The sequence below is a fragment of the Pseudomonas sp. DWP2-2 genome (assembly GCF_049897065.1).
In the GTDB taxonomy this organism is placed as follows: Bacteria; Pseudomonadota; Gammaproteobacteria; order Pseudomonadales; family Pseudomonadaceae; genus Aquipseudomonas; species Aquipseudomonas paracarnis.
Genome location: NZ_JAFCVN010000001.1, coordinates 271822 through 294618 on the forward strand (window position 1 = coordinate 271822; position 22797 = coordinate 294618).

General features: G+C 60.4%; 19 protein-coding genes. 18 read left to right on the forward strand and 1 reads right to left on the reverse strand.

Annotated features, from left to right (window positions below; all coding sequences use genetic code 11):
- Positions 1-27: 27 nt before the first annotated feature.
- Positions 28-1284, reverse strand: a complete 1257-nt coding sequence (gene icd, locus ACP7CZ_RS01105) for an NADP-dependent isocitrate dehydrogenase (RefSeq protein ID WP_005789095.1) — start codon at positions 1282-1284, stop codon at positions 28-30.
- A gap of 483 nt (positions 1285-1767) precedes the next feature.
- On the opposite strand from icd, the gene ACP7CZ_RS01110 reads away from it, so the two are divergent.
- From ACP7CZ_RS01110 to nuoJ, 18 genes are all read left to right on the forward strand, one after another.
- Entirely contained in the window at positions 1768-3993 is a 2226-nt protein-coding gene (locus ACP7CZ_RS01110) for an NADP-dependent isocitrate dehydrogenase (RefSeq protein ID WP_294196282.1), read from the forward strand.
- 225 nt (positions 3994-4218) lie between these two features.
- Entirely contained in the window at positions 4219-4665 is a 447-nt protein-coding gene (locus ACP7CZ_RS01115; protein WP_294196279.1) for an NUDIX hydrolase, read from the forward strand.
- A gap of 59 nt (positions 4666-4724) precedes the next feature.
- Entirely contained in the window at positions 4725-5849 is a 1125-nt protein-coding gene (gene mnmA / locus ACP7CZ_RS01120; RefSeq protein WP_034127883.1) for a tRNA 2-thiouridine(34) synthase MnmA, read from the forward strand.
- Complete coding sequence (gene hflD, locus ACP7CZ_RS01125; protein WP_003192101.1) at positions 5846-6469, forward strand: high frequency lysogenization protein HflD; 624 nt, start codon at positions 5846-5848, stop codon at positions 6467-6469. Before mnmA ends, hflD begins: the two co-directional genes overlap by 4 nt.
- Positions 6470-6594: 125 nt before the next feature.
- The gene (gene purB / locus ACP7CZ_RS01130; protein ID WP_294196277.1) at positions 6595-7965 is read left to right on the forward strand and encodes an adenylosuccinate lyase; all 1371 of its coding nucleotides are present in this window, start codon (positions 6595-6597) and stop codon (positions 7963-7965) included.
- 84 nt (positions 7966-8049) lie between these two features.
- Positions 8050-9216, forward strand: coding sequence for a cupin domain-containing protein (locus ACP7CZ_RS01135; RefSeq protein WP_014718907.1), 1167 nt, complete (start codon positions 8050-8052; stop codon positions 9214-9216).
- Positions 9209-9631, forward strand: a complete 423-nt coding sequence (locus tag ACP7CZ_RS01140) for a GNAT family N-acetyltransferase (RefSeq protein ID WP_003192105.1) — start codon at positions 9209-9211, stop codon at positions 9629-9631. The genes ACP7CZ_RS01135 and ACP7CZ_RS01140 overlap by 8 nt, the downstream gene beginning before the upstream one ends.
- A 227-nt stretch (positions 9632-9858) precedes the next feature.
- Positions 9859-10596 (forward strand): secretin N-terminal domain-containing protein, encoded by a 738-nt coding sequence (locus ACP7CZ_RS01145; protein WP_294196273.1) that lies wholly within the window; start codon positions 9859-9861, stop codon positions 10594-10596.
- 493 nt (positions 10597-11089) lie between these two features.
- Positions 11090-12415, forward strand: a complete 1326-nt coding sequence (gene aceA / locus ACP7CZ_RS01150) for an isocitrate lyase (protein ID WP_003174717.1) — start codon at positions 11090-11092, stop codon at positions 12413-12415.
- A gap of 643 nt (positions 12416-13058) precedes the next feature.
- Positions 13059-13472 carry an NADH-quinone oxidoreductase subunit A gene (locus tag ACP7CZ_RS01155; RefSeq protein ID WP_003192109.1) on the forward strand — a complete coding sequence of 138 codons (414 nt, stop codon included), beginning with the start codon at positions 13059-13061 and terminating at the stop codon, positions 13470-13472.
- 10 nt (positions 13473-13482) lie between these two features.
- Positions 13483-14157 (forward strand): NuoB/complex I 20 kDa subunit family protein, encoded by a 675-nt coding sequence (locus ACP7CZ_RS01160; RefSeq protein WP_003174719.1) that lies wholly within the window; start codon positions 13483-13485, stop codon positions 14155-14157.
- 72 nt (positions 14158-14229) lie between these two features.
- Positions 14230-16014, forward strand: a complete 1785-nt coding sequence (nuoC, locus tag ACP7CZ_RS01165; RefSeq protein ID WP_003192111.1) for an NADH-quinone oxidoreductase subunit C/D — start codon at positions 14230-14232, stop codon at positions 16012-16014.
- A 2-nt stretch (positions 16015-16016) separates the two neighbouring features.
- The gene (gene nuoE, locus ACP7CZ_RS01170; RefSeq protein WP_003174721.1) at positions 16017-16514 is read left to right on the forward strand and encodes an NADH-quinone oxidoreductase subunit NuoE; all 498 of its coding nucleotides are present in this window, start codon (positions 16017-16019) and stop codon (positions 16512-16514) included.
- Positions 16511-17869 (forward strand): NADH-quinone oxidoreductase subunit NuoF, encoded by a 1359-nt coding sequence (gene nuoF / locus ACP7CZ_RS01175; protein ID WP_057974910.1) that lies wholly within the window; start codon positions 16511-16513, stop codon positions 17867-17869. Before nuoE ends, nuoF begins: the two co-directional genes overlap by 4 nt.
- 136 nt (positions 17870-18005) lie before the next feature.
- Positions 18006-20720, forward strand: coding sequence for an NADH-quinone oxidoreductase subunit NuoG (gene nuoG / locus ACP7CZ_RS01180; RefSeq protein ID WP_294196261.1), 2715 nt, complete (start codon positions 18006-18008; stop codon positions 20718-20720).
- Positions 20717-21724, forward strand: a complete 1008-nt coding sequence (gene nuoH / locus ACP7CZ_RS01185; RefSeq protein WP_003174724.1) for an NADH-quinone oxidoreductase subunit NuoH — start codon at positions 20717-20719, stop codon at positions 21722-21724. The genes nuoG and nuoH overlap by 4 nt, the downstream gene beginning before the upstream one ends.
- 11 nt (positions 21725-21735) lie before the next feature.
- Positions 21736-22284, forward strand: a complete 549-nt coding sequence (gene nuoI, locus ACP7CZ_RS01190; protein WP_003174725.1) for an NADH-quinone oxidoreductase subunit NuoI — start codon at positions 21736-21738, stop codon at positions 22282-22284.
- A gap of 9 nt (positions 22285-22293) precedes the next feature.
- Positions 22294-22797, forward strand: a complete 504-nt coding sequence (nuoJ, locus tag ACP7CZ_RS01195; protein ID WP_003174726.1) for an NADH-quinone oxidoreductase subunit J — start codon at positions 22294-22296, stop codon at positions 22795-22797.

The window sequence follows — 22797 nt, forward strand, 5'->3', positions numbered from 1 at the left end:
TCAGGGCGGCCGGTTTTGTCTACCTGTTTACATATGCTTGATCAACGCGTCACCAAAGCCCGACGACGACACCAACGTAGCGCCATCCATCAGACGCTCGAAGTCATAAGTCACAGTCTTGGCCGAAATCGCGCCATTGGTGCCCTTGATGATCAGATCCGCTGCCTCGACCCACCCCATATGCCGCAGCATCATTTCCGCAGACAGGATCAATGACCCAGGGTTGACCTGATCCTTGCCCGCATATTTAGGCGCAGTGCCGTGGGTGGCTTCAAACATTGCCACGGTGTCCGACAGGTTGGCCCCCGGCGCAATACCAATACCGCCCACTTCCGCCGCCAGGGCGTCGGACAGGTAATCACCATTGAGGTTGAGCGTGGCGATCACGTCATATTCGGCCGGGCGCAGCAGGATCTGCTGGAGCATGGCGTCGGCAATAGCATCTTTGACCACCACATTCTTGCCGGTCTTGGGGTTCTTGAACTGCATCCACGGCCCGCCATCGAGCAAGGTCGCACCGAACTCTTCAGCCGCCACCTCATAGGCCCACTCCTTGAAGGCACCCTCGGTGAACTTCATGATGTTGCCTTTGTGCACGATAGTCAGCGAGTCGCGGTCGTTATCCACCACATATTGCAGGGCCTTGCGCGCCAAGCGCTTGGTACCCTCTTTGGAGACCGGCTTGACGCCAATCCCGCAATCCTGGTCGAAACGGATCTTGGTAACGCCCATTTCTTCCTTGAGGAACTTGATCACCTTGATCGCTTCCGGCGAACCGGCCTTCCATTCGATGCCCGCGTAAATATCCTCGGAGTTCTCACGGAAGATGGTCATGTCCACGTCGCCAGGCTTTTTCACCGGGCTGGGCACGCCTTCGAACCAGCGCACCGGGCGAAGACACACGTAGAGATCAAGTTGCTGGCGCAGGGCCACGTTCAGCGAGCGGATGCCGCCACCGACCGGCGTGGTCAGAGGACCCTTGATGGACACCACGTAATCCTTGACCGCATCTAAGGTTTCCTGGGGCAGCCACGTATCCTGGTCGTAAACTTGAGTGGCCTTTTCACCAGCGTACACCTCCATCCAGGAGATTTTGCGCTTGCCGCCGTAAGCCTTTTCAACAGCGGCATCGACCACCTTGATCATCACCGGGCTGATGTCGACGCCAATACCGTCTCCTTCGATGTAGGGGATGATCGGTTGGTCAGGAACATTGAGAGAATGGTCTGCATTGACGGTGATTTTGTCGCCGACTGCCGGAACCTGAATCTTCTTGTATCCCATGCTGAACTCCATCTATGGATTGAACATCTGGCTGCGTTCGAGCCTACTCCAGATAAATGGCGACTGAAACCTCACGCCATGCTCATTTGCATCGAAAACAGCACATTTGGTGGCCTACAAGCCTGAAAGCAAAGGGAAAAGCGCCAATCTTGAGCACATCTCACCACCCCACGCACCTGCGACCTTTAGACCAATGGACGAGCCCCCTTTTGTATGAAGGCTCAGCGTAAGCATAGCGACCTATGTATAATGCTGCCGCTGACCAAAGAGTCACGACGGCGGACCGCTCTAGCACGTAGCCTTTCGCCAGAAAGCCGGACTATTACCATAGCCCACCCGCTTGACGCTCGACTGATGCAAACCAACATCACCGCGAAGAAACCTCGACATTTCGCTCATGGATGACTTTGAACGAACGCGCTCTACCCGGCGCATCTCGAGTTTCTGCGCACGCTTTCAGCAAAGAAGAGAGTTAATCCGAATATGCCCACCCGCTCGAAGATCATCTACACCTTCACCGACGAAGCCCCAGCCCTCGCCACCTATTCACTGCTGCCTATCGTAGAGGCCTTCACCGCTTCCGCTGATATTGCCGTGGAAACCCGCGACATTTCCCTCGCCGGGCGCATCCTCGCAAGCTTCCCCGAGCAACTGGGCACCAAGGCCATCCCGGACCACCTCGCCGAACTGGGCGACCTGGCCGTTACGCCTGAAGCCAACATCATCAAGCTTCCCAACATCAGCGCCTCGACCCCGCAGCTGCAAGCCGCGATCAAGGAACTGCAGGCCCAGGGCTACGCCCTGCCGGACTACCCTGAAACCGTAACCACCGACGCGGAAAAAGAAACCCGTGCACGTTACGACAAGGTCAAGGGCAGCGCCGTGAACCCGGTACTGCGCGAAGGCAACTCCGACCGTCGCGCACCGCTGTCGGTCAAGAACTATGCACGCAAGCACCCGCACAAGATGGGCGCCTGGGCTGCCGACTCCAAGTCGCACATTGCCCACATGAACAGCGGCGACTTCTACGGCAGCGAAAAAGCCGTGCAGATCGAAACCGCTGACGCGGTCAAAATTGCGCTGGTCGCAAAGGACGGCACCACCACCGTCCTGAAGGAAAAGACCAGCGTTCAGGCCGGCGAAATCATCGACACCGCCGTGCTGAGCAAGAAAGCCCTGCGCAGCTTCATCGCCGCTGAAATCGAAGACGCCAAGAAGCAAGGCGTGCTGCTGTCGGTTCACTTGAAAGCCACCATGATGAAGGTCTCCGACCCGATCATGTTCGGCCAGATCGTTGCCGAGTTCTATAAAGACGCCCTGACCAAGCACGCCACGGTGCTGGAGCAGATCGGCTTCAACCTGAACAACGGCATCGGCGACCTGTACGCCCGCATCAAGGCCCTGCCGGCCGACCAGCAAGCGCAGATCGAAGCCGACATCCAGGCGGTCTACGCCGTTCGCCCTGCCCTGGCGATGGTCAACTCCGACAAAGGCATCACCAACCTGCACGTGCCAAGCGACGTCATCGTCGACGCCTCGATGCCAGCGATGATCCGTGACTCCGGCAAGATGTGGGGCACCGACGGCCAGCTGCACGACACCAAGGCTGTGATCCCGGATCGCTGCTACGCCACCATCTACCAGGCGGTCATCGAAGACTGCAAGGCCAATGGCGCCTTCGACCCGACCACCATGGGCAGCGTGCCAAACGTTGGCCTGATGGCGAAGAAAGCCGAAGAGTACGGCTCCCACGACAAGACCTTCCAGATCAAGGCTGACGGCGTTGTCCGCGTCACCGACAGCCAGGGCAACCTGCTGATGGAACAGAACGTCGAAGCTGGCGACATCTTCCGCATGTGCCAGACCAAAGACGCTCCGATCCAGGACTGGGTCAAGCTCGCCGTCAACCGTGCCCGCGCCAGCAACACCCCGGCCATCTTCTGGCTGGACCCCCAGCGCGCCCACGATGGCGTAGTGGTCGAGAAAGTTCAGGCTTACCTGAAAGACCACAACACCGAAGGCCTGGACATCCGCATCATGGCCCCGGTCGATGCGATGAAGTTCACCCTGGAGCGCACCCGCAAGGGCCTGGACACCATCTCGGTGACCGGCAACGTACTGCGCGACTACCTGACCGACCTGTTCCCGATCATGGAGCTGGGCACCAGCGCCAAGATGCTGTCGATCGTGCCGCTGATGAATGGCGGTGGCCTGTTCGAAACCGGTGCCGGCGGTTCGGCTCCAAAGCACGTGCAGCAACTGCTGGAAGAAAACTTCCTGCGCTGGGATTCCCTGGGCGAGTTCCTGGCCCTGGCCGCGTCCCTTGAGCATTTGGGTGTGACGTACAACAACCCGAAAGCCCTGGTACTGTCCAAGACCCTGGACCAGGCCACCGGCCAGTTCCTGGACAACAACAAGTCGCCATCGCGCAAGGTCGGCAACATCGACAACCGCGGCAGCCACTTCTACCTGGCGCTGTACTGGGCACAAGCCCTGGCCGCCCAGACCGAAGACACGGCACTGCAAGCGCAGTTTGGCGAACTGGCCAAAACCCTGGCCGAGAACGAAGCAACCATCGTTGCCGAACTCAACGCCGTACAGGGCAAGCCAGTGGACATCGGCGGCTACTACGCGCCGAACCCTGAGCTGACCAGCAAAGCCATGCGCCCGAGCAACACCCTCAATGCGGCGATTGCCAAGTTGAAGTAAGGTTGTAAGGATGCGAAGAAGCCCCGGCCCAGTGCCGGGGTTTCTGTTTCGGACTGCCACCGATTTAACTGAAGAAACCCAATAGAATGTGGGAGCTGGCTTGCCTGCGATAGCGGTGGGTCAGCTACTGAATAGCTTGCTGGTAGACCGTCATCGCAGGCAAGCCAGCTCCCACATTGCCCGCAATCCTGCCCGAAGACCGCGGGGCATCCCAAGAGACTTCCCATGACCTGGCAACCTCACATCACCGTCGCCACCATCGTCGAAGACAACGGCCGCTTCCTGATGGTCGAAGAACTCAAGGGCGGCCGCGCCGTGCTCAACCAGCCCGCCGGCCATCTGGACCCGAATGAAACCCTGACCGAAGCCGCCGTGCGCGAAACCCTGGAAGAAACCGGCTGGGACGTGGAAGCCACCGGCATCGTCGGCATCTACCTGTATACCGCCCCGAGCAATGGCGTGACCTACCAACGGGTCTGTTTTATCGCCAAGGCACTGAAACACCACCCGGAATATCAACTCGACGAAGGCATCCTGCGCGCCCGCTGGCTGACCCGTGACGAGCTGATGGCCGTGCGCGACGACTGGCGCAGCGAGCTGATCATCCGCTGCATCGATGATTATCTGGCCGGCCACAGGCACAGTCTCGAATTGATCCGCCCTTCTCTTTAGCCTTAGCGGCTCGGGCCTGATAGAATCGCGTCCTTTTTCAAGACACCCGTTGAAACCCTATGCGTGATCCAGCCCCTTCTGACACACAAAAGAAGCGCGTCATCGTCGGCATGTCCGGCGGCGTGGATTCTTCCGTTTCCGCCGTTCTGCTCATGGAGCAGGGTTATGAGGTGGAAGGCCTGTTCATGAAGAACTGGGAAGAAGACGATGGAACCGAATACTGCACCGCCATGGACGACCTGGCGGACGCGCAGGCCGTGTGCGACAAGATCGGCATCAAGCTGCACACCGCCAACTTCGCCGCCGAGTACTGGGACAACGTGTTCGAGCACTTCCTGGCCGAATACAAGGCCGGCCGCACGCCGAACCCGGACATCCTGTGTAACCGCGAAATCAAGTTCAAGGCCTTCCTCGACTACGCTATGATGCTCGGCGCCGACCTGATAGCTACCGGCCACTACGTGCGCCGTCGCGATATCGATGGCCGCACCGAACTGCTCAAGGGCCTGGACCCGAACAAGGACCAGAGCTACTTCCTGCACGCCGTGGGCGGTGAACAGATCGCCAAGACTCTGTTCCCGGTCGGCGAGCTGGAAAAACCCGAAGTGCGCAAGATTGCCGAGAAGCACGGCCTGGCCACCGCCAAGAAGAAAGACTCCACCGGCATTTGCTTTATCGGCGAGCGGCGCTTCAGCGATTTCCTCAAGCAATACCTGCCGGCGCAACCGGGCGAGATCAAGACCACCGAGGGTGAAGTGATCGGCCGCCACCATGGCTTGATGTACCACACCATCGGTCAACGCCAGGGCTTGGGCATCGGCGGTTTGAAGGACGCCGGTGAAGAGCCGTGGTACGTACTGGTCAAAGACCTGGAGAACAACGTGCTGGTGGTCGGCCAGGGCAACGAGCATCCGCTACTGTTCTCCGGCGCCCTGCTCGCTTCCGAGATTTATTGGGTCAACCCTATCGACTTGAGCACCCCGCGCCGCCTGACCGCCAAAGTGCGTTATCGCCAGAGCGACCAGCCCTGCACCCTGGAAAAGACCGCCACCGGCTACCGTGCCACCTTCGATGATCCGCAACGCGCGGTCACCCCTGGCCAGTCCGTGGTGTTCTATGACGGCGAAATCTGCCTGGGCGGCGGCGTGATTGAAGTTGCGCAAGCCTGGAGCAACCCGGCATGAGCCCGACCCAGGAGCAGTTGACAGCCCTTGGCGGTGTCTTTCTCGCTGCGGTACTGGTGGACAAGATCGCCAAGACCGGCCAGGTCACTGAAGCCGGCCTGACCTGCATGCTCGGCAGCCTGCTGATCCGCGACCCCAAGGACACCCTTGAGGTTTACGGCGGCGACGACCTGGCCCTGCGTGAAGGCTATCGCGCCCTGATCGGCGCCCTGGAGCGCGACCCCAGTACTTTGCAGCGCGAGCCGCTACGTTATGCCCTGTCGATGCTCGGCCTTGAGCGCCAGTTGGCCAAGCGCGACGACCTGCTGGACACCATCGGCAAGCGCCTGCCGCAGATCCAGTCCCAGGTAGAACACTTCGGCCCGGCCCACGAAAACGTGATCGCCGCCTGTGGTGCGCTGTACCAGGACACCTTGAGCACCCTGCGCCAGCGCATCCAGGTGCATGGCGACATGCGTAACCTGCAGCAACCCAACAACGCGTCGAAAATCCGCGCCCTGCTCCTGGCCGGTATTCGTTCGGCACGCTTGTGGCGCCAACTGGGCGGTCATCGCTGGCAGTTGGTGATCAGCCGACGCAAATTGCTCAAAGAGCTTTACCCGTTGATGCGCAACGAATAAGTCGCACCAGCAGGCTGTTTTCAAGCCATTACGCGTAATACGCCGGTCAGTTGGCGACGGACCGGCGGATTTTTTCATGTATGATACGCGCCCCATTTCGTTGCCCGACTGTCCGAGAACACCCCATGCAGCTCTCTTCGCTCACTGCGGTTTCCCCTGTTGACGGCCGCTACGCCGGCAAAACCCAGGCCCTGCGCCCTATTTTCAGCGAGTACGGCCTGATCCGTGCCCGTGTCCTGGTTGAAGTGCGCTGGCTCCAGCGCCTGGCCGCTCACCCCGCCATCAGCGAAGTGCCGGCGTTTTCCGCCGAGGCCAACGCTGTATTGAACACCCTGGCGGAAAACTTCTCCCTGGAGCACGCCGAGCGTGTGAAAGAGATCGAGCGCACCACCAACCACGACGTCAAAGCCATCGAATACCTGCTCAAAGAGCAAGCGGCCCAACTGCCGGAACTGGCCCAGGTCAGCGAGTTCATCCACTTTGCCTGCACCAGCGAGGACATCAACAACCTGTCCCACGCCCTGATGCTGCGCGAAGGCCGTGATGACGTGATGCTGCCGCTGATGCGCCAGACCGCCGAAGCCATCCGCGAGCTGGCGATCCGTTTCGCTGCCGTGCCGATGCTGTCGCGCACCCACGGCCAGCCGGCCTCGCCGACCACCCTGGGCAAAGAACTGGCCAACGTGGTGTACCGCCTGGAGCGCCAGATCGCCCAAGTCGCCGCCGTGCCATTGCTGGGCAAGATCAACGGCGCTGTAGGCAACTACAACGCCCACCTGTCGGCCTACCCTGAGATCGACTGGGAAGCCAACGCCCGCGCCTTCATCGAAGACGAATTGGGCCTGGGCTTCAACCCCTACACCACGCAGATCGAACCCCACGACTACATCGCCGAGCTGTTCGACGCGATTGCACGCTTCAACACCATCCTGATCGATTTCGATCGCGATATCTGGGGCTACATCTCCCTGGGCTACTTCAAGCAGCGCACCGTTGCCGGCGAAATCGGCTCGTCGACCATGCCGCACAAGGTCAACCCGATCGACTTCGAAAACTCCGAAGGCAACCTGGGCATCGCCAACGCTCTGTTCCAGCACCTGGCCAGCAAGCTGCCGATCTCCCGCTGGCAGCGCGACCTGACTGACTCCACCGTACTGCGCAACCTCGGCGTGGGCTTTGCCCACAGCGTGATCGCGTACGAAGCCAGCCTCAAAGGCATCAGCAAGCTGGAGCTCAACGAGCAGAAGATTGCCGCTGACCTGGACGCGTGCTGGGAAGTATTGGCCGAACCGATCCAGACCGTGATGCGCCGCTACAACATCGAAAACCCTTACGAGAAGCTGAAAGAATTGACGCGCGGCAAGGGCATCAGCCCCGAAGCGCTGCAAACTTTCATCGACGGCCTGGACATGCCAGCCGCAGCCAAGGCCGAGCTGAAACTGCTCACCCCGGCCAACTACATCGGCAACGCTATAGAACAAGCCAAGCGCATCTGATCCAAGCAAGCTCCTTTGAGACGCCCGGCCGCGCCGGGCGTTTTTATTCCTGTCTTAAAAGTGCTTTTTTTCAATAGGTTACACATGAATCCTGATATCCCTCTTCAACTTCTGGGCGGCATCACGGCACGGGAATTCCTGCGCGACTACTGGCAGAAAAAACCGCTGCTGATCCGCCAGGCCATCCCTGACTTCGAAAGCCCGATCGACGCCGACGAACTGGCAGGCCTGGCCCTGGAAGAAGAAGTCGAGTCGCGCCTGGTGATCGAACACGGCGAGCGCCCGTGGGAACTGCGTCGCGGCCCGTTCGCCGAAGACGCTTTCAGCACCCTGCCCGAGCGCGAGTGGACCCTGCTGGTGCAGGCAGTCGACCAGTTCGTGCCGGAGGTGGCTGAGCTGCTGGAGCACTTCCGCTTCCTGCCGAGCTGGCGTATCGATGATGTGATGATCAGCTTCGCCGCGCCGGGTGGCAGCGTCGGTCCGCATTTCGATAACTACGATGTGTTCCTGCTGCAAGCCCAGGGCAAGCGCAACTGGAAGATCGGCCAGATGTGCAATTCCGAAAGCCCGTTACTGCAACACGCCGACCTGCGCATCCTCGCCGAATTCGAAGAAAGCGCCGAATGGGTGCTCGAACCGGGCGACATGCTCTACCTGCCCCCGCGCCTGGCCCATTTCGGTATTGCCGAAGACGACTGCATGACCTATTCCGTAGGTTTCCGTGCACCGAGCGCCGCTGAAGTGCTGACCCACTTCACCGACTTCCTCAGCCAGTACCTGACCGACGAAGAGCGCTACACCGACGCCGACGCCCAGCCGGTCAGCGACCCACACCAGATCCAGGGCGACGCACTGGACCGCCTCAAGGGCCTGCTCGCCGAGCACATGAGCGATGAGCGCATGCTGCTGACCTGGTTCGGCCAGTTCATGACCGAGCCACGCTACCCGGAACTGGTGGCCGGCGAAGAGTTGGGCGAAGAAGACTTCATCAACAGCCTGCAAGACGGCGCGATCCTGGTACGCAATCCGAGCGCACGCCTGGCCTGGTCCGAAGTGGATGACGACGTACTGCTGTTCGCCAGCGGCCAGAGCCGTTACCTGCCGGGCAAACTGCGTGAACTGTTGAAGCTGGTGTGCTCGGCCGATGCACTGCACAGCGAAAACCTGGGCGAGTGGCTGGCCGACGAAGACGGTCGCGACCTACTGTGCGAACTGGTCAAGCAAGGCAGCCTGGGGTTCGCGGATGAATAAAATTCACGTAAGTGTCGCGGACTGGCGAAAGGATATCGACGAGATTCGGCGCATTCGTGAAGCGGTATTCATCGCTGAACAATCGGTCCCGCCTGAATTGGAGTGGGACGCGGACGATGCCGGCGCCATGCATTTTCTTGCATACGAAGGCGACTTCCCGATTGGCACCGCTCGATTGCTGCCCAGCGGCGAGATCGGTCGGGTATCGGTGCTCAAGGACTGGCGCGGACTGAAAGTCGGCGACAAGCTGATGGAAGCAGTAATTGGCGAGGCCGTGAAACGCGGCCAGACCAGGCAATTCCTGAGTGCGCAGGTGTATGCGGCACCGTTCTATGAGCGACTGGGTTTCAAGATCGTCAGCGATGAGTTTCTTGAGGTCGGGATTCCGCATGTGGATATGGTGCGCGAGGGCTGATTCAAGCCCGCATCGCCTTTATCACAGGCAAGCCAGCTCCCACAGCTGACCGAGCACATCCCTGGAATACGCTCAAGTGTGGGAGCTGGCTTGCCTGCGATAGCTATTTCAGCAACACCACAAAATGCCCTGCCTGCCAGGGCATTTTGCCGTCTACGATTCAACTTGCGACCCACCAGGCCGACAAACTGGCACTATCAAGCAAATGACTCGCAGAGATAACGGACATGTCCCTACGCACCCTGCTCACCGCCCTCGTGATGACCGTCAGCGCTTGCGCCATGGCCGCCACTGAAGTCGTCAACCTGAACAACCGCACCAGCGCCGACCTGCTTCCCGTGGCGCAGAACTTCATTAGCAAGGACGGCACCGTCAGCGCCTACGGCAACCAGCTTATCGTTAACGCTGAGCCCGCCAGGATCGAGGGCTTGCGCGCACTGCTCGGTCAATTGGATACACCGGCCAAACGCCTGCTGATCACCGTCGATACCAACGAGAACAACCAACAGAACAGCGGTGACAGCCAGACCCGCATCATCAGCTACGGCACTGCCAGCCGCGACGGTGGCGTGCAGCAGATCCAGGCCAGCGAAGGCGTGCCCGCGCTGATCCAGGTCGGCCAGAGCGTACCGCTGACCACCACGCAACAGGATAGCTATGGCCATCTGCAAAACCAGACCCAGTATCGCAACGTCACCCAGGGTTTTTACGTGACCGCCAGCGTGACTGGCGAGACCGTACACCTGGCCATCAGTACCAACCGTGACCGCATGAGCCAGGAACGTCCCGATGTAGTGAACGTGCAAAGCACCGACACAACCGTCAGCGGCCGCCTGGGCGAATGGATCCCCCTGGCCGGCATCAATCGTGAAACCCAGGCGGACAAATCCTCTACAACCCGCAGCTACTCTACTCAGGGCCGCGATGACCTGACTTTGCGGGTCAAGGTCGACACCCTGAACTGAGGCACCAAAAACTGACTGGCAAGTCGCATTAGACTAAAGATGTAGTGCCTGAAAAAAAGCACTACAAAACATTTGACGAGCCAAAAAAGCATGGGCATGATGGCCTCGCTCCCGCTAATCAGGGGCCCTGGCAAGGGCCTTCGGATCGCCGCTCTAAGCTACCCACCTGAGCCGATTCGTGTCTGTACCGCCCACAAGGTGTGTTTGACGTTGGTTGCGACTGGAACGAAGTTGTCCCGAGGGACGGAAGCCAACCAGGTAACCCGGCTACACACTGATGGATCGTACAAAGGCCCACGACGCCCGAAGACCGTTCGCAGTTTGCCCTTACCTGCTCAACTCCCCCTTGAGCCCCATCGTTCATACCGTCGCCTACCTCCGTCAGATTTGACTTGAACACCAAAGCTTCTGGTCAGCGAGCAACCCTACCCAGGCAACGAATGCCGGGCTGGCAAACGGATACTTCAAACAAGACGCGACGAGGTTTTTCCCCATGGCACTGACACGCGAACAGCAAATTGCAGCCCTTGAAAAAGACTGGGCTGAAAACCCACGCTGGAAAGGCGTGACCCGCGCTTATTCCGCTGCTGACGTCGTCCGCCTGCGTGGCTCGGTCCAACCTGAGCACACCTTTGCAAAACTCGGCGCCGAGAAGCTGTGGAACCTGGTCACCCAAGGTGCCAAGCCTTCTTTCCGTCCCGACAAAGATTTCGTCAACTGCATGGGCGCCCTCACTGGCGGCCAGGCAGTCCAGCAGGTAAAAGCCGGTATCCAGGCGATCTACCTGTCCGGCTGGCAAGTGGCAGCGGACAACAACTCCGCTGAATCCATGTACCCCGACCAATCGCTGTACCCGGTGGACTCGGTGCCAACCGTGGTCAAGCGCATCAACAACTCGTTCCGTCGTGCCGACCAGATCCAGTGGAAAGCCGGCAAGAACCCAGGCGATGAAGGCTACATCGACTACTTCGCGCCAATCGTGGCTGATGCCGAGGCCGGTTTCGGCGGCGTACTCAACGCCTACGAGCTGATGAAGAGCATGATCGAAGCAGGCGCTGCCGGCGTGCACTTCGAAGACCAGCTTGCGTCAGTGAAGAAATGCGGCCACATGGGCGGCAAGGTACTGGTACCGACCCAGGAAGCCGTGCAGAAGCTGACCGCTGCCCGCCTGGCCGCTGACGTTGCCGGCACACCGACCATCATCCTGGCCCGTACCGACGCCAACGCGGCAGACTTGCTGACCTCGGACTGCGACCCGTACGACCAACCATTCGTTACCGGCGAGCGTACCCAGGAAGGCTTCTATAAAGTGCGCGCCGGCCTCGACCAGGCAATCGCCCGCGGCCTGGCCTACGCGCCGTACGCCGACCTGATCTGGTGCGAAACCGCCAAGCCGGACCTGGACGAAGCCCGTCGCTTCGCCGAAGCGATCAAGAAGGAATACCCGGACCAACTGCTGTCCTACAACTGCTCGCCTTCCTTCAACTGGAAGAAGAACCTGGACGACGCGACCATCGCCAAGTTCCAGCGCGAACTGTCGGCAATGGGCTACAAGCACCAGTTCATCACCCTGGCCGGCATTCACAACATGTGGCACAGCATGTTCAACCTGGCGCACGACTACGCCCGCAACGACATGACGGCCTACGTGAAGCTGCAGGAGCAGGAATTCGCTGACGCCGCCAAAGGCTACACCTTCGTGGCGCACCAGCAGGAAGTGGGCACCGGTTACTTCGACGACATGACCACCGTGATCCAGGGCGGCACCTCGTCCGTGACCGCGCTGACCGGTTCGACCGAAGAAGAGCAGTTCCACTAAGTACCGCGTACACGGCCACTGCGGCCCCACGGAAGACCTAACAGCAGTGCCGCGCAACAATCACGCCCCGACTGGTTCGGGGCGTTTTTTTTGCCTAGGAATCACCGAAAATCAATGGTGGGGGCTGGCTTGCCTGCGATGGCGGTGGGTCAGAGGCAGGTGTTTCAGCTGATCCGCCGCCATCGCAGGCAAGCCAGCTCCCACATTGACCGCGCCCTATCCATAGTTTTTTACTAAAAACATTGATCCAGAGCGGTATCCGCGCACATCCGATCGGTTAAAAGAACCGTTGCGACAACTAAGCGACACTCAAGCAAGTAACGGTAACTTCCCGCGCCACATGAGAAACACTCGCTTACACCCCTCGCAAACAATATTCATTATCATTTGGCACCCGAAAACTTCGTTACAGCTTAAACAAAACATAATTGATGAAAAGCCCGCTAATGCCCACACCACAAGGGCTACAGCCCCAAGAAGGTGCACTATGTGCTTATTCCACCGAATAATTTCGCCCTGGGAATTTTACTTGCCCGGTGTTTAGCCATAAAATCACCGCGATTGATTGCAGTGCGACATATCGTCACTGCATCGTTACTTTTTCGAGCTCAGAGACCTTTGCTCTCTGTTAAGGATTTCCAGCATGACCGACGCGACAGGACTCATGGCCCACAACTGGGGCTTTGCCATTTTCCTTCTCGGTGTTGTAGGCCTCTGCGCCTTCATGCTCGGCGTGTCCAGCCTCCTCGGGTCAAAAGCCTGGGGCCGCAGCAAAAACGAACCGTTCGAATCCGGCATGCTGCCTACAGGTGGCGCCCGCTTGCGGCTCTCAGCCAAATTCTATCTGGTCGCGATGTTGTTCGTGATCTTCGATATCGAAGCCCTCTTTCTCTTTGCATGGTCTGTGTCCGTCCGCGAAAGCGGCTGGACCGGATTCGTCGAAGCTCTCGTTTTCATAGCAATTCTGTTGGCAGGTCTTGTCTACCTGTTCCGAGTGGGCGCCCTTGACTGGGCTCCGGAAGCTCGTCGCAAGCGGCAAGCGAAGCTGAAACAATGAGGCTTTGGCAATGCAATACAATCTCACCAGGATCGACCCGGATGCTCCTAACGAGCAGTACCCCATCGGCGAACGAGAAACCGTTTCCGACCCGTTAGAAGACCAAGTCCACAAAAACATCTACATGGGCAAGCTGGAAGACGTGCTGAGTGGCGCGGTCAACTGGGGGCGTAAAAACTCCCTGTGGCCGTACAACTTCGGCCTTTCGTGCTGCTACGTGGAAATGACCACCGCCTTCACGGCGCCCCACGACATCGCACGCTTCGGCGCCGAAGTTATCCGGGCCTCGCCGCGCCAGGCGGATTTCATGGTTATCGCCGGGACCTGCTTTATCAAGATGGCGCCGATCATCCAGCGTCTCTATGAGCAAATGCTCGAGCCGAAATGGGTTATCTCCATGGGTTCGTGCGCCAACTCCGGTGGCATGTACGACATCTACTCGGTCGTTCAAGGGGTGGACAAGTTCCTGCCCGTGGACGTCTACGTGCCTGGCTGCCCGCCCCGTCCCGAAGCGTTCCTGCAAGGCTTGATGCTGTTGCAGGAATCGATTGGCAAGGAGCGTCGCCCACTGTCCTGGGTGGTCGGTGATCAAGGCGTTTATCGCGCCGAGATGCCGTCTCAAAAGGAACAGCGCCGCGAACAGCGAATCGCAGTCACCAACCTGCGCAGCCCCGACGAAGTCTGATCCAGCACCGCTTCTTTTATAGAACGAAAACCTGGCTTCATTCTTTACGTTGACCGAAAGCGATAAAAAACCATGACTACAGGCAGTGCTCTGTACATCCCGCCTTACAAGGCAGACGACCAGGATGTGGTTGTCGAACTCAATAACCGTTTTGGCCCTGACGCCTTCACCGCCCAGGCCACACGCACCGGTATGCCGGTGCTGTGGGTGGCGCGTGCCAGGCTCGTCGAAGTCCTGACCTTCCTGCGCAACCTGCCCAAGCCGTACGTCATGCTCTATGACCTGCATGGCGTGGACGAGCGTCTGCGCACCAAGCGCCAGGGCCTGCCGAGCGGCGCCGATTTCACCGTGTTCTACCACCTGATGTCGCTGGAACGTAACAGCGATGTGATGATCAAGGTCGCGCTGAGCGAGAGCGACCTGAGCATCCCGACCGTCACCGGTATCTGGCCGAACGCCAGCTGGTACGAGCGTGAAGTCTGGGACATGTTCGGTATCGACTTCCCGGGCCACCCGCACCTGACGCGCATCATGATGCCGCCGACCTGGGAAGGTCACCCGCTGCGCAAGGACTTCCCTGCCCGCGCCACCGAATTCGACCCGTTCAGCCTCAACCTGGCCAAGCAGCAGCTAGAAGAAGAGGCGGCGCGCTTCCGCCCCGAAGACTGGGGCATGAAGCGTTCCGGCACCAACGAGGACTACATGTTCCTCAACCTGGGCCCGAACCACCCTTCGGCTCACGGTGCCTTCCGTATCATCCTGCAACTGGACGGCGAAGAGATCGTCGACTGCGTCCCGGACATCGGCTACCACCACCGTGGCGCCGAGAAGATGGCCGAGCGCCAGTCCTGGCACAGCTTCATCCCGTACACCGACCGTATCGACTACCTCGGCGGCGTGATGAACAACCTGCCGTACGTGCTCTCGGTCGAGAAGCTGGCCGGCATCAAGGTGCCGGACCGCGTCGACACCATCCGCATCATGATGGCCGAGTTCTTCCGCATCACCAGCCACCTGCTGTTCCTGGGTACCTATATCCAGGACGTCGGCGCCATGACCCCGGTGTTCTTCACCTTCACCGACCGTCAGCGCGCCTACAAGGTCATCGAAGCCATCACCGGTTTCCGCCTGCACCCGGCCTGGTACCGCATCGGCGGCGTGGCCCACGACCTGCCGAACGGCTGGGAACGCCTGGTCAAGGAATTCATCGACTGGATGCCCAAGCGCCTGGACGAGTACCAGAAAGCCGCCCTCGACAACAGCATCCTCAAAGGCCGCACCATCGGCGTCGCGCAGTACAACACCAAAGAGGCCCTGGAATGGGGCGTCACCGGTGCCGGCCTGCGTTCCACCGGTTGCGACTTCGACCTGCGTAAAGCGCGCCCGTACTCCGGCTACGAGAACTTCGAGTTCGAAGTACCGCTGGCGGCCAATGGCGATGCCTACGACCGTTGCATCGTGCGCGTCGAAGAAATGCGCCAGAGCCTGAAGATCATCGAGCAGTGCATGCGCAACATGCCGGCCGGCCCGTACAAGGCGGATCACCCGCTGACCACGCCGCCGCCCAAAGAGCGCACGCTGCAGCACATCGAAACCCTGATCACGCACTTCCTGCAGGTTTCGTGGGGCCCGGTGATGCCGGCCAACGAATCCTTCCAGATGATCGAAGCGACCAAGGGTATCAACAGTTATTACCTGACGAGCGATGGCGGCACCATGAGCTACCGCACCCGGATTCGTACCCCAAGTTTTGCCCACTTGCAGCAGATCCCTTCGGTGATCAAAGGCGAGATGGTCGCGGACTTGATTGCGTACCTGGGTAGTATCGATTTCGTTATGGCCGACGTGGACCGCTAAGCATGAACAGCACGCTTATCCAGACAGACCGTTTCACCTTGAGTGAAACCGAGCGCTCGGCCATCGAGCACGAGCTGCATCACTACGAAGACCCGCGCGCGGCGTCTATCGAAGCCCTGAAGATCGTCCAGAAGGAACGTGGCTGGGTGCCCGACGGCGCCCTCTACGCCATCGGCGAGATCCTCGGCATCCCCGCCAGTGACGTTGAAGGCGTGGCGACGTTCTACAGCCAGATCTTCCGCCAGCCGGTTGGCCGCCACATCATTCGCGTGTGCGACAGCATGGTCTGCTACATCGGTGGCCATGAGTCGGTGGTCAGCGAGATCCAGAACAAGCTGGGCATCGGCCTCGGCCAGACCACCCCGGACGGCCGCTTCACGCTGCTGCCGGTGTGCTGCCTGGGCAACTGCGACAAGGCGCCGGCGTTGATGATCGACGACGACACATTCGGTGACGTGCAGCCCGCTGGCGTCACCCAATTGCTCGAGGGCTACCCATGACCCTGACTTCCTTCGGCCCGGCCAACCTGATCAAGCGTTCGGCCGAGACTCACCCGCTGACTTGGCGCCTGCGTGACGACGGCGAGCCGGTATGGCTTGACGAATACCAGGCCAAGAACGGTTACGCCGCAGCGCGCAAAGCCTTCGCCGACATGGCCCAGGACGATATCGTCCAGACCGTGAAAGACGCCGGCCTCAAGGGTCGCGGCGGTGCAGGCTTCCCCACCGGCGTGAAGTGGGGCCTGATGCCCAAAGACGAATCCATCAATATCCGCTACCTGCTGTGCAACGCGGATGAAATGGAGCCGAACACCTGGAAAGACCGCATGCTGATGGAGCAACTGCCCCATCTGCTGATCGAAGGCATGCTGATCAGCGCCCGTGCGTTGAAAACCTACCGTGGCTACATCTTCCTGCGTGGCGAGTACACCACCGCCGCCAAGCACCTCAACCGTGCCGTGGAAGAAGCCAAGGCAGCCGGCCTGCTGGGCAAGAACATCCTCGGCTCCGGTTTCGACTTCGAACTGTTCGTGCACACCGGCGCCGGGCGTTATATCTGCGGTGAAGAAACCGCACTGATCAACTCCCTCGAAGGCCGCCGCGCCAACCCGCGTTCCAAGCCGCCCTTCCCTGCCGCCGTGGGCGTGTGGGGCAAGCCGACTTGCGTGAACAACGTCGAGACCCTGTGCAACGTGCCGGCCATCATCGCCGACGGCGTGGACTGGTACAAATCCCTGGCCCGCGAGGGCAGCGAAGACATGGGCACCAAGCTCATGGGTTTCTCCGGCAAGGTCAAGAACCCTGGCCTGTGGGAGCTGCCGTTCGGCGTGACCGCTCGCGAGCTGTTCGAGGACTACGCCGGCGGCATGCGCGACGGCTACACCTTGAAAGCCTGGCAGCCAGGTGGCGCCGGCACCGGTTTCCTGCTGCCTGAGCATCTGGATGCACAAATGTATGCCGGCGGCATCGGCAAGGTGGGCACCCGGATGGGTACCGGCCTGGCGATGGCAGTGGACAATACGGTGAACATGGTCTCGTTGCTGCGCAACATGGAGCAGTTCTTTGCCCGCGAGTCCTGCGGTTTCTGCACCCCATGCCGCGACGGTTTGCCGTGGAGCGTCAAGCTGCTGATGGCCCTGGAAAATGGCGAAGGCCGCGAGGGTGACATCGAAACCCTGCTGGGCCTGGTCGGTTTCCTTGGCCCAGGCAAGACCTTCTGCGCTCACGCACCGGGCGCCGTGGAGCCATTGGGCAGCGCAATCAAATACTTCCGCCCTGAATTCGAAGCCGGCATCGCGCCAACACGCGCGGGCGAACTCACTCAGGTGGTATCACCGACCATGGTCGGTGCGTAGAGCTTAAAGAAGCGAAGGGTCCGTGCCCTTCGCTTTTCTCATGTGCTGACGCCGCAAAGGCTGTGTAGATGCACATGAATAACAAGATTCCATTAGCCACGCCCGCTGACAACGGGCCAACGAAGAACTTTGAACCATGGCCACTATCCACGTAGACGGCAAAGCGCTCGAAGTCGATGGGGCGGACAACCTGTTACAGGCATGTCTGTCACTCGGCCTCGACATCCCGTATTTCTGCTGGCACCCCGCTCTCGGTAGCGTCGGTGCCTGTCGCCAGTGTGCGGTCAAGCAATACACCGACGAGAACGACACCCGTGGTCGTATCGTCATGTCCTGCATGACCCCAGCCACCGACAACACCTGGATCTCCATCGACGATGAAGAGTCCAAGGCGTTCCGCGCCAGCGTTGTCGAATGGCTGATGACCAACCACCCCCACGACTGCCCGGTCTGTGAGGAAGGCGGTCACTGCCACCTGCAAGACATGACGGTGATGACCGGCCACAACGAGCGCCGCTATCGCTTCACCAAGCGTACCCACCAGAACCAGGACCTCGGCCCGTTCATTTCCCACGAAATGAACCGCTGCATCGCCTGCTACCGCTGCGTGCGCTTCTACAAGGACTACGCCGGCGGCACCGACCTCGGCGTATTCGGCGCCCACGACAACGTGTACTTCGGTCGCGTTGAAGACGGCGTGCTCGAAAGCGAATTCTCCGGCAACCTCACCGAGGTCTGCCCCACCGGTGTGTTCACCGACAAGACCCACTCCGAGCGCTACAACCGCAAGTGGGACATGCAGTTCGCACCGAGCATCTGCCATGGCTGCTCCAGCGGTTGCAACATCTCGCCGGGCGAGCGCTACGGTGAATTGCGCCGTATCGAAAACCGCTTCAACGGTTCGGTCAACCAGTACTTCCTGTGCGACCGTGGCCGCTTCGGCTATGGCTACGTAAACCGCGAAGACCGTCCGCGCCAGCCGCTGCTGGCCGATGGCGCCAAGCTGAGCCTGGACGCCGCGCTGGATAAGGCTGCCGACCTGCTGCGTGGCCGCACTATCGTCGGTATTGGTTCGCCACGCGCCAGCCTCGAAAGCAACTTCGCGTTGCGCGAGCTGGTAGGTGCCGAGCACTTCTACTGCGGTATCGAAGCGGGCGAGCTGGAGCGCATCCGCCTGGTCCTGCAAGTGCTGAACGACAGCCCGCTGCCAGTGCCGAACATGCGCGACATCGAAGACCACGATGCGATCTTCGTACTTGGTGAAGACCTGACCCAGACCGCTGCACGCATCGCGCTGTCGCTGCGTCAGGCGGTCAAAGGCAAGGCCGAAGAGATGGCCGACGCCATGCGCGTACAGCCGTGGCTCGACGCTGCCGTGAAGAACATCGGTCAGCACGCGCTGAACCCGCTGTTTATCGCTTCCCTGGCTGAAACCAAGCTCGACGACATCGCTGAAGAATGCGTACACGCCGCGCCGGACGACCTGGCGCGCCTCGGTTTCGCCGTGGCCCACGCCCTCGACGCCAGCGCACCCGCCGTTGAAGGCCTGGACGCTGAAGCTGTCGAGTTGGCTCAGCGCATTGCCGACGCCCTGCTGGCGGCCAAGCGCCCGCTGATCATTGCCGGTACCTCGTTGGGTTCCAAGGCGCTGATCGAAGCCGCCGCCAACATCGCCAAGGCCCTTAAGCTGCGCGACAAAAATGGCTCCATCAGCCTGGTGGTGCCGGAAGCCAACAGCCTGGGCCTGGCAATGCTCGGTGGCGAGTCCGTGGACGCGGCGCTGCAAGCGGTGATCGACGGCAACGCCGACGCCATCGTGGTGCTGGAAAACGACCTGTACACCCGCACCGCTGCCGCCAAGGTTGACGCGGCACTGGATGCTGCCAAGGTGCTGATCGTCGCCGACCACCAGAAGACCGCCACCAGCGACCGCGCCGACCTGGTACTGCCAGCCGCCACCTTCGCCGAAGGCGACGGCACACTGGTCAGCCAGGAAGGCCGCGCCCAGCGCTTCTTCCAGGTGTTCGATCCGAAGTACATGGACGCCAGCATCCTGGTGCACGAAGGCTGGCGCTGGCTGCATGCCCTGCGCGCCACCCTGCTGAACCAGCCGATCGACTGGACCCAACTCGACCACGTGACCGCTGCCACCGCCGCCAGCGCGCCGCAGCTTGCTCGTATCGTGGATGCCGCGCCTTCTGCCGCGTTCCGCATCAAGGGCCTGAAACTGGCACGTGAGCCGCTGCGTTACTCCGGTCGTACCGCCATGCGTGCTGACATCAGCGTGCACGAGCCACGTACCCCGCAAGACAACGACACCGCGTTTGCCTTCTCCATGGAAGGTTATTCGGGTTCGGCCGAACCGCGTCAGCAGGTGCCATTTGCCTGGTCGCCGGGCTGGAACTCGCCGCAGGCCTGGAACAAGTTCCAGGACGAAGTCGGTGGTCACATCCGCGCTGGCGACCCGGGCACTCGCCTGATCGAAACCAGCGGTGACTCGCTGAACTGGTTCGCTGCGGTACCGCGTCCGTTCAACCCGGCGCCGGGCACTTGGCAAGTCGTGCCGTTCTTCCACCTGTTCGGCAGCGAAGAAACTTCTTCCAAGGCCGCGCCGGTTCAAGAGCGCATTCCTGCCGCCTATGTGTCCGTGGCCAAGTCCGAAGCCGACCGCCTGGGCGTCAACGACGGTGCCCTGCTCAGCCTCAACGTGGCCGGCCAGACCTTGCGTCTGCCGCTGCGTATCAACGATGAGTTGGGTGCCGGCCTGGTTGCACTGCCTAAAGGCATCGCCGGTATTCCGCCTGCCATTTTCGGCAAAACCGTTGACGGTCTGCAGGAGGCAGCGCAATGACTTGGTTCACGCCGGAAGTAATTGACGTGATCATCTCGGTGGTCAAGGCCATCGTGATCCTGTTGGCCGTGGTCGTCGCGGGCGCCCTGCTCAGCTTCGTCGAACGTCGCCTGCTGGGCTGGTGGCAGGACCGTTACGGTCCGAACCGCGTTGGCCCGTTCGGCATGTTCCAGATCGCTGCCGACATGCTGAAAATGTTCTTCAAGGAAGACTGGACCCCGCCGTTTGCCGACAAGGTGATCTTCACCCTGGCACCGGTGGTAGCCATGAGCGCCTTGCTGATTGCGTTTGCGATCATCCCGATCACCCCGACCTGGGGCGTGGCGGACCTGAACATCGGTTTGCTGTTCTTCTTCGCCATGGCCGGTTTGTCGGTATACGCGGTGCTGTTCGCCGGTTGGTCGAGCAACAACAAGTTCGCCCTGCTGGGCAGCTTGCGTGCCTCGGCCCAAACCGTATCCTATGAAGTGTTCATGGGGTTGGCACTGATGGGCATCGTGGTGCAGGTTGGCTCGTTCAACATGCGCGACATCGTCGAGTACCAGGCGCAGAACCTGTGGTTCATCATTCCGCAGTTCTTCGGCTTCTGCACCTTCTTCATCGCTGGCGTGGCCGTGACTCACCGTCACCCCTTCGACCAGCCGGAAGCGGAACAGGAACTGGCCGACGGTTACCACATTGAATATGCCGGTATGAAGTGGGGCATGTTCTTCGTCGGTGAGTACATCGGCATCATCTTGATCTCGGCCCTGCTGGTCACGCTGTTCTTCGGCGGCTGGCACGGTCCGTTCGGCATCCTGCCGCAGTTGGCCTTCTTCTGGTTCTTCCTGAAGACCGCGTTCTTCATCATGCTGTTCATCCTGCTGCGCGCCTCGATTCCGCGCCCGCGCTATGACCAGGTGATGGATTTCAGCTGGAGATTCTGCCTGCCGCTGACCCTGATCAATTTGCTGGTGACGGCTGCCGTCGTGTTGTTGAACACGCCCGCTGCCGCGGTTCAGTGAGGATTTGACCCATGTTCAAATATATTGGCGACATCGTTAAGGGTACCGGTACCCAGTTGCGAAGCCTGGTGATGGTGTTCGGTCACGGCTTTCGCAAACGCGACACCCTGCAATACCCCGAAGAAGCGGTGTACCTGCCGCCGCGCTATCGCGGCCGCATCGTACTGACCCGCGACCCCGACGGCGAAGAGCGTTGCGTAGCCTGCAACCTGTGCGCCGTGGCGTGCCCGGTGGGTTGCATTTCCCTGCAGAAAGCTGAAACCGAAGATGGTCGCTGGTACCCGGACTTCTTCCGCATCAACTTCTCGCGCTGCATTTTCTGCGGCCTCTGCGAGGAAGCTTGCCCGACCACCGCGATCCAGCTGACGCCGGATTTCGAGATGGCCGAGTTCAAACGTCAGGACCTGGTGTACGAGAAAGAAGATCTTTTGATCTCTGGTCCCGGTAAAAACCCTGATTACAACTTCTATCGTGTTGCAGGTATGGCCGTTGCCGGTAAGCCAAAAGGCGCCGCACAAAACGAAGCCGAGCCGATCAACGTGAAGAGCTTGCTGCCTTAAGGAAGAAAGATGGAATTCGCTTTCTATTTCGCATCGGGTATTGCAGTGGTGTCCACGCTTCGCGTGATCACCAACACTAACCCCGTGCACGCCCTGCTCTACCTGATCATTTCGCTGATCGCCGTGGCCATGACCTTTTTCAGCCTCGGCGCACCGTTCGCCGGTGTGCTGGAAGTGATCGCCTACGCCGGCGCCATCATGGTGCTGTTCGTGTTTGTGGTGATGATGCTCAACCTGGGGCCGGCTTCGGTCGCCCAGGAGCGCGTCTGGCTCAAGCCCGGCATCTGGCTCGGCCCGGTTGTCCTCGCAGCCCTGCTGCTGGGTGAACTGCTGTATGTGCTGTTCGCTCACCAGAGCGGCCAGGCCATCGGCCACACCACCGTAGACGCGAAAGCCGTGGGCATCAGCCTGTTCGGCCCGTACCTGCTGGTGGTCGAACTGGCTTCGATGCTGCTGCTCGCCGCAGCCATCACTGCCTTCCACTTGGGCCGCAACGAAGCCAAGGAGCAATGA

Coding starts and splice junctions, on each gene's coding strand:
- ACP7CZ_RS01110 (WP_294196282.1), top strand. CDS start 1,768: ATGCCCACCCGCTCGAAGATCATCTACACCTTCACCGACGAAGCCCCA.
- ACP7CZ_RS01155 (WP_003192109.1), top strand. CDS start 13,059: ATGACCGACGCGACAGGACTCATGGCCCACAACTGGGGCTTTGCCATT.
- nuoG (WP_294196261.1), top strand. CDS start 18,006: ATGGCCACTATCCACGTAGACGGCAAAGCGCTCGAAGTCGATGGGGCG.
- icd (WP_005789095.1), bottom strand. CDS start 1,284: ATGGGATACAAGAAGATTCAGGTTCCGGCAGTCGGCGACAAAATCACC.
- ACP7CZ_RS01115 (WP_294196279.1), top strand. CDS start 4,219: ATGACCTGGCAACCTCACATCACCGTCGCCACCATCGTCGAAGACAAC.
- aceA (WP_003174717.1), top strand. CDS start 11,090: ATGGCACTGACACGCGAACAGCAAATTGCAGCCCTTGAAAAAGACTGG.
- ACP7CZ_RS01145 (WP_294196273.1), top strand. CDS start 9,859: ATGTCCCTACGCACCCTGCTCACCGCCCTCGTGATGACCGTCAGCGCT.
- nuoE (WP_003174721.1), top strand. CDS start 16,017: ATGAACAGCACGCTTATCCAGACAGACCGTTTCACCTTGAGTGAAACC.
- hflD (WP_003192101.1), top strand. CDS start 5,846: ATGAGCCCGACCCAGGAGCAGTTGACAGCCCTTGGCGGTGTCTTTCTC.
- ACP7CZ_RS01140 (WP_003192105.1), top strand. CDS start 9,209: ATGAATAAAATTCACGTAAGTGTCGCGGACTGGCGAAAGGATATCGAC.
- nuoC (WP_003192111.1), top strand. CDS start 14,230: ATGACTACAGGCAGTGCTCTGTACATCCCGCCTTACAAGGCAGACGAC.
- mnmA (WP_034127883.1), top strand. CDS start 4,725: ATGCGTGATCCAGCCCCTTCTGACACACAAAAGAAGCGCGTCATCGTC.
- nuoH (WP_003174724.1), top strand. CDS start 20,717: ATGACTTGGTTCACGCCGGAAGTAATTGACGTGATCATCTCGGTGGTC.
- ACP7CZ_RS01135 (WP_014718907.1), top strand. CDS start 8,050: ATGAATCCTGATATCCCTCTTCAACTTCTGGGCGGCATCACGGCACGG.
- nuoI (WP_003174725.1), top strand. CDS start 21,736: ATGTTCAAATATATTGGCGACATCGTTAAGGGTACCGGTACCCAGTTG.
- ACP7CZ_RS01160 (WP_003174719.1), top strand. CDS start 13,483: ATGCAATACAATCTCACCAGGATCGACCCGGATGCTCCTAACGAGCAG.
- nuoF (WP_057974910.1), top strand. CDS start 16,511: ATGACCCTGACTTCCTTCGGCCCGGCCAACCTGATCAAGCGTTCGGCC.
- purB (WP_294196277.1), top strand. CDS start 6,595: ATGCAGCTCTCTTCGCTCACTGCGGTTTCCCCTGTTGACGGCCGCTAC.
- nuoJ (WP_003174726.1), top strand. CDS start 22,294: ATGGAATTCGCTTTCTATTTCGCATCGGGTATTGCAGTGGTGTCCACG.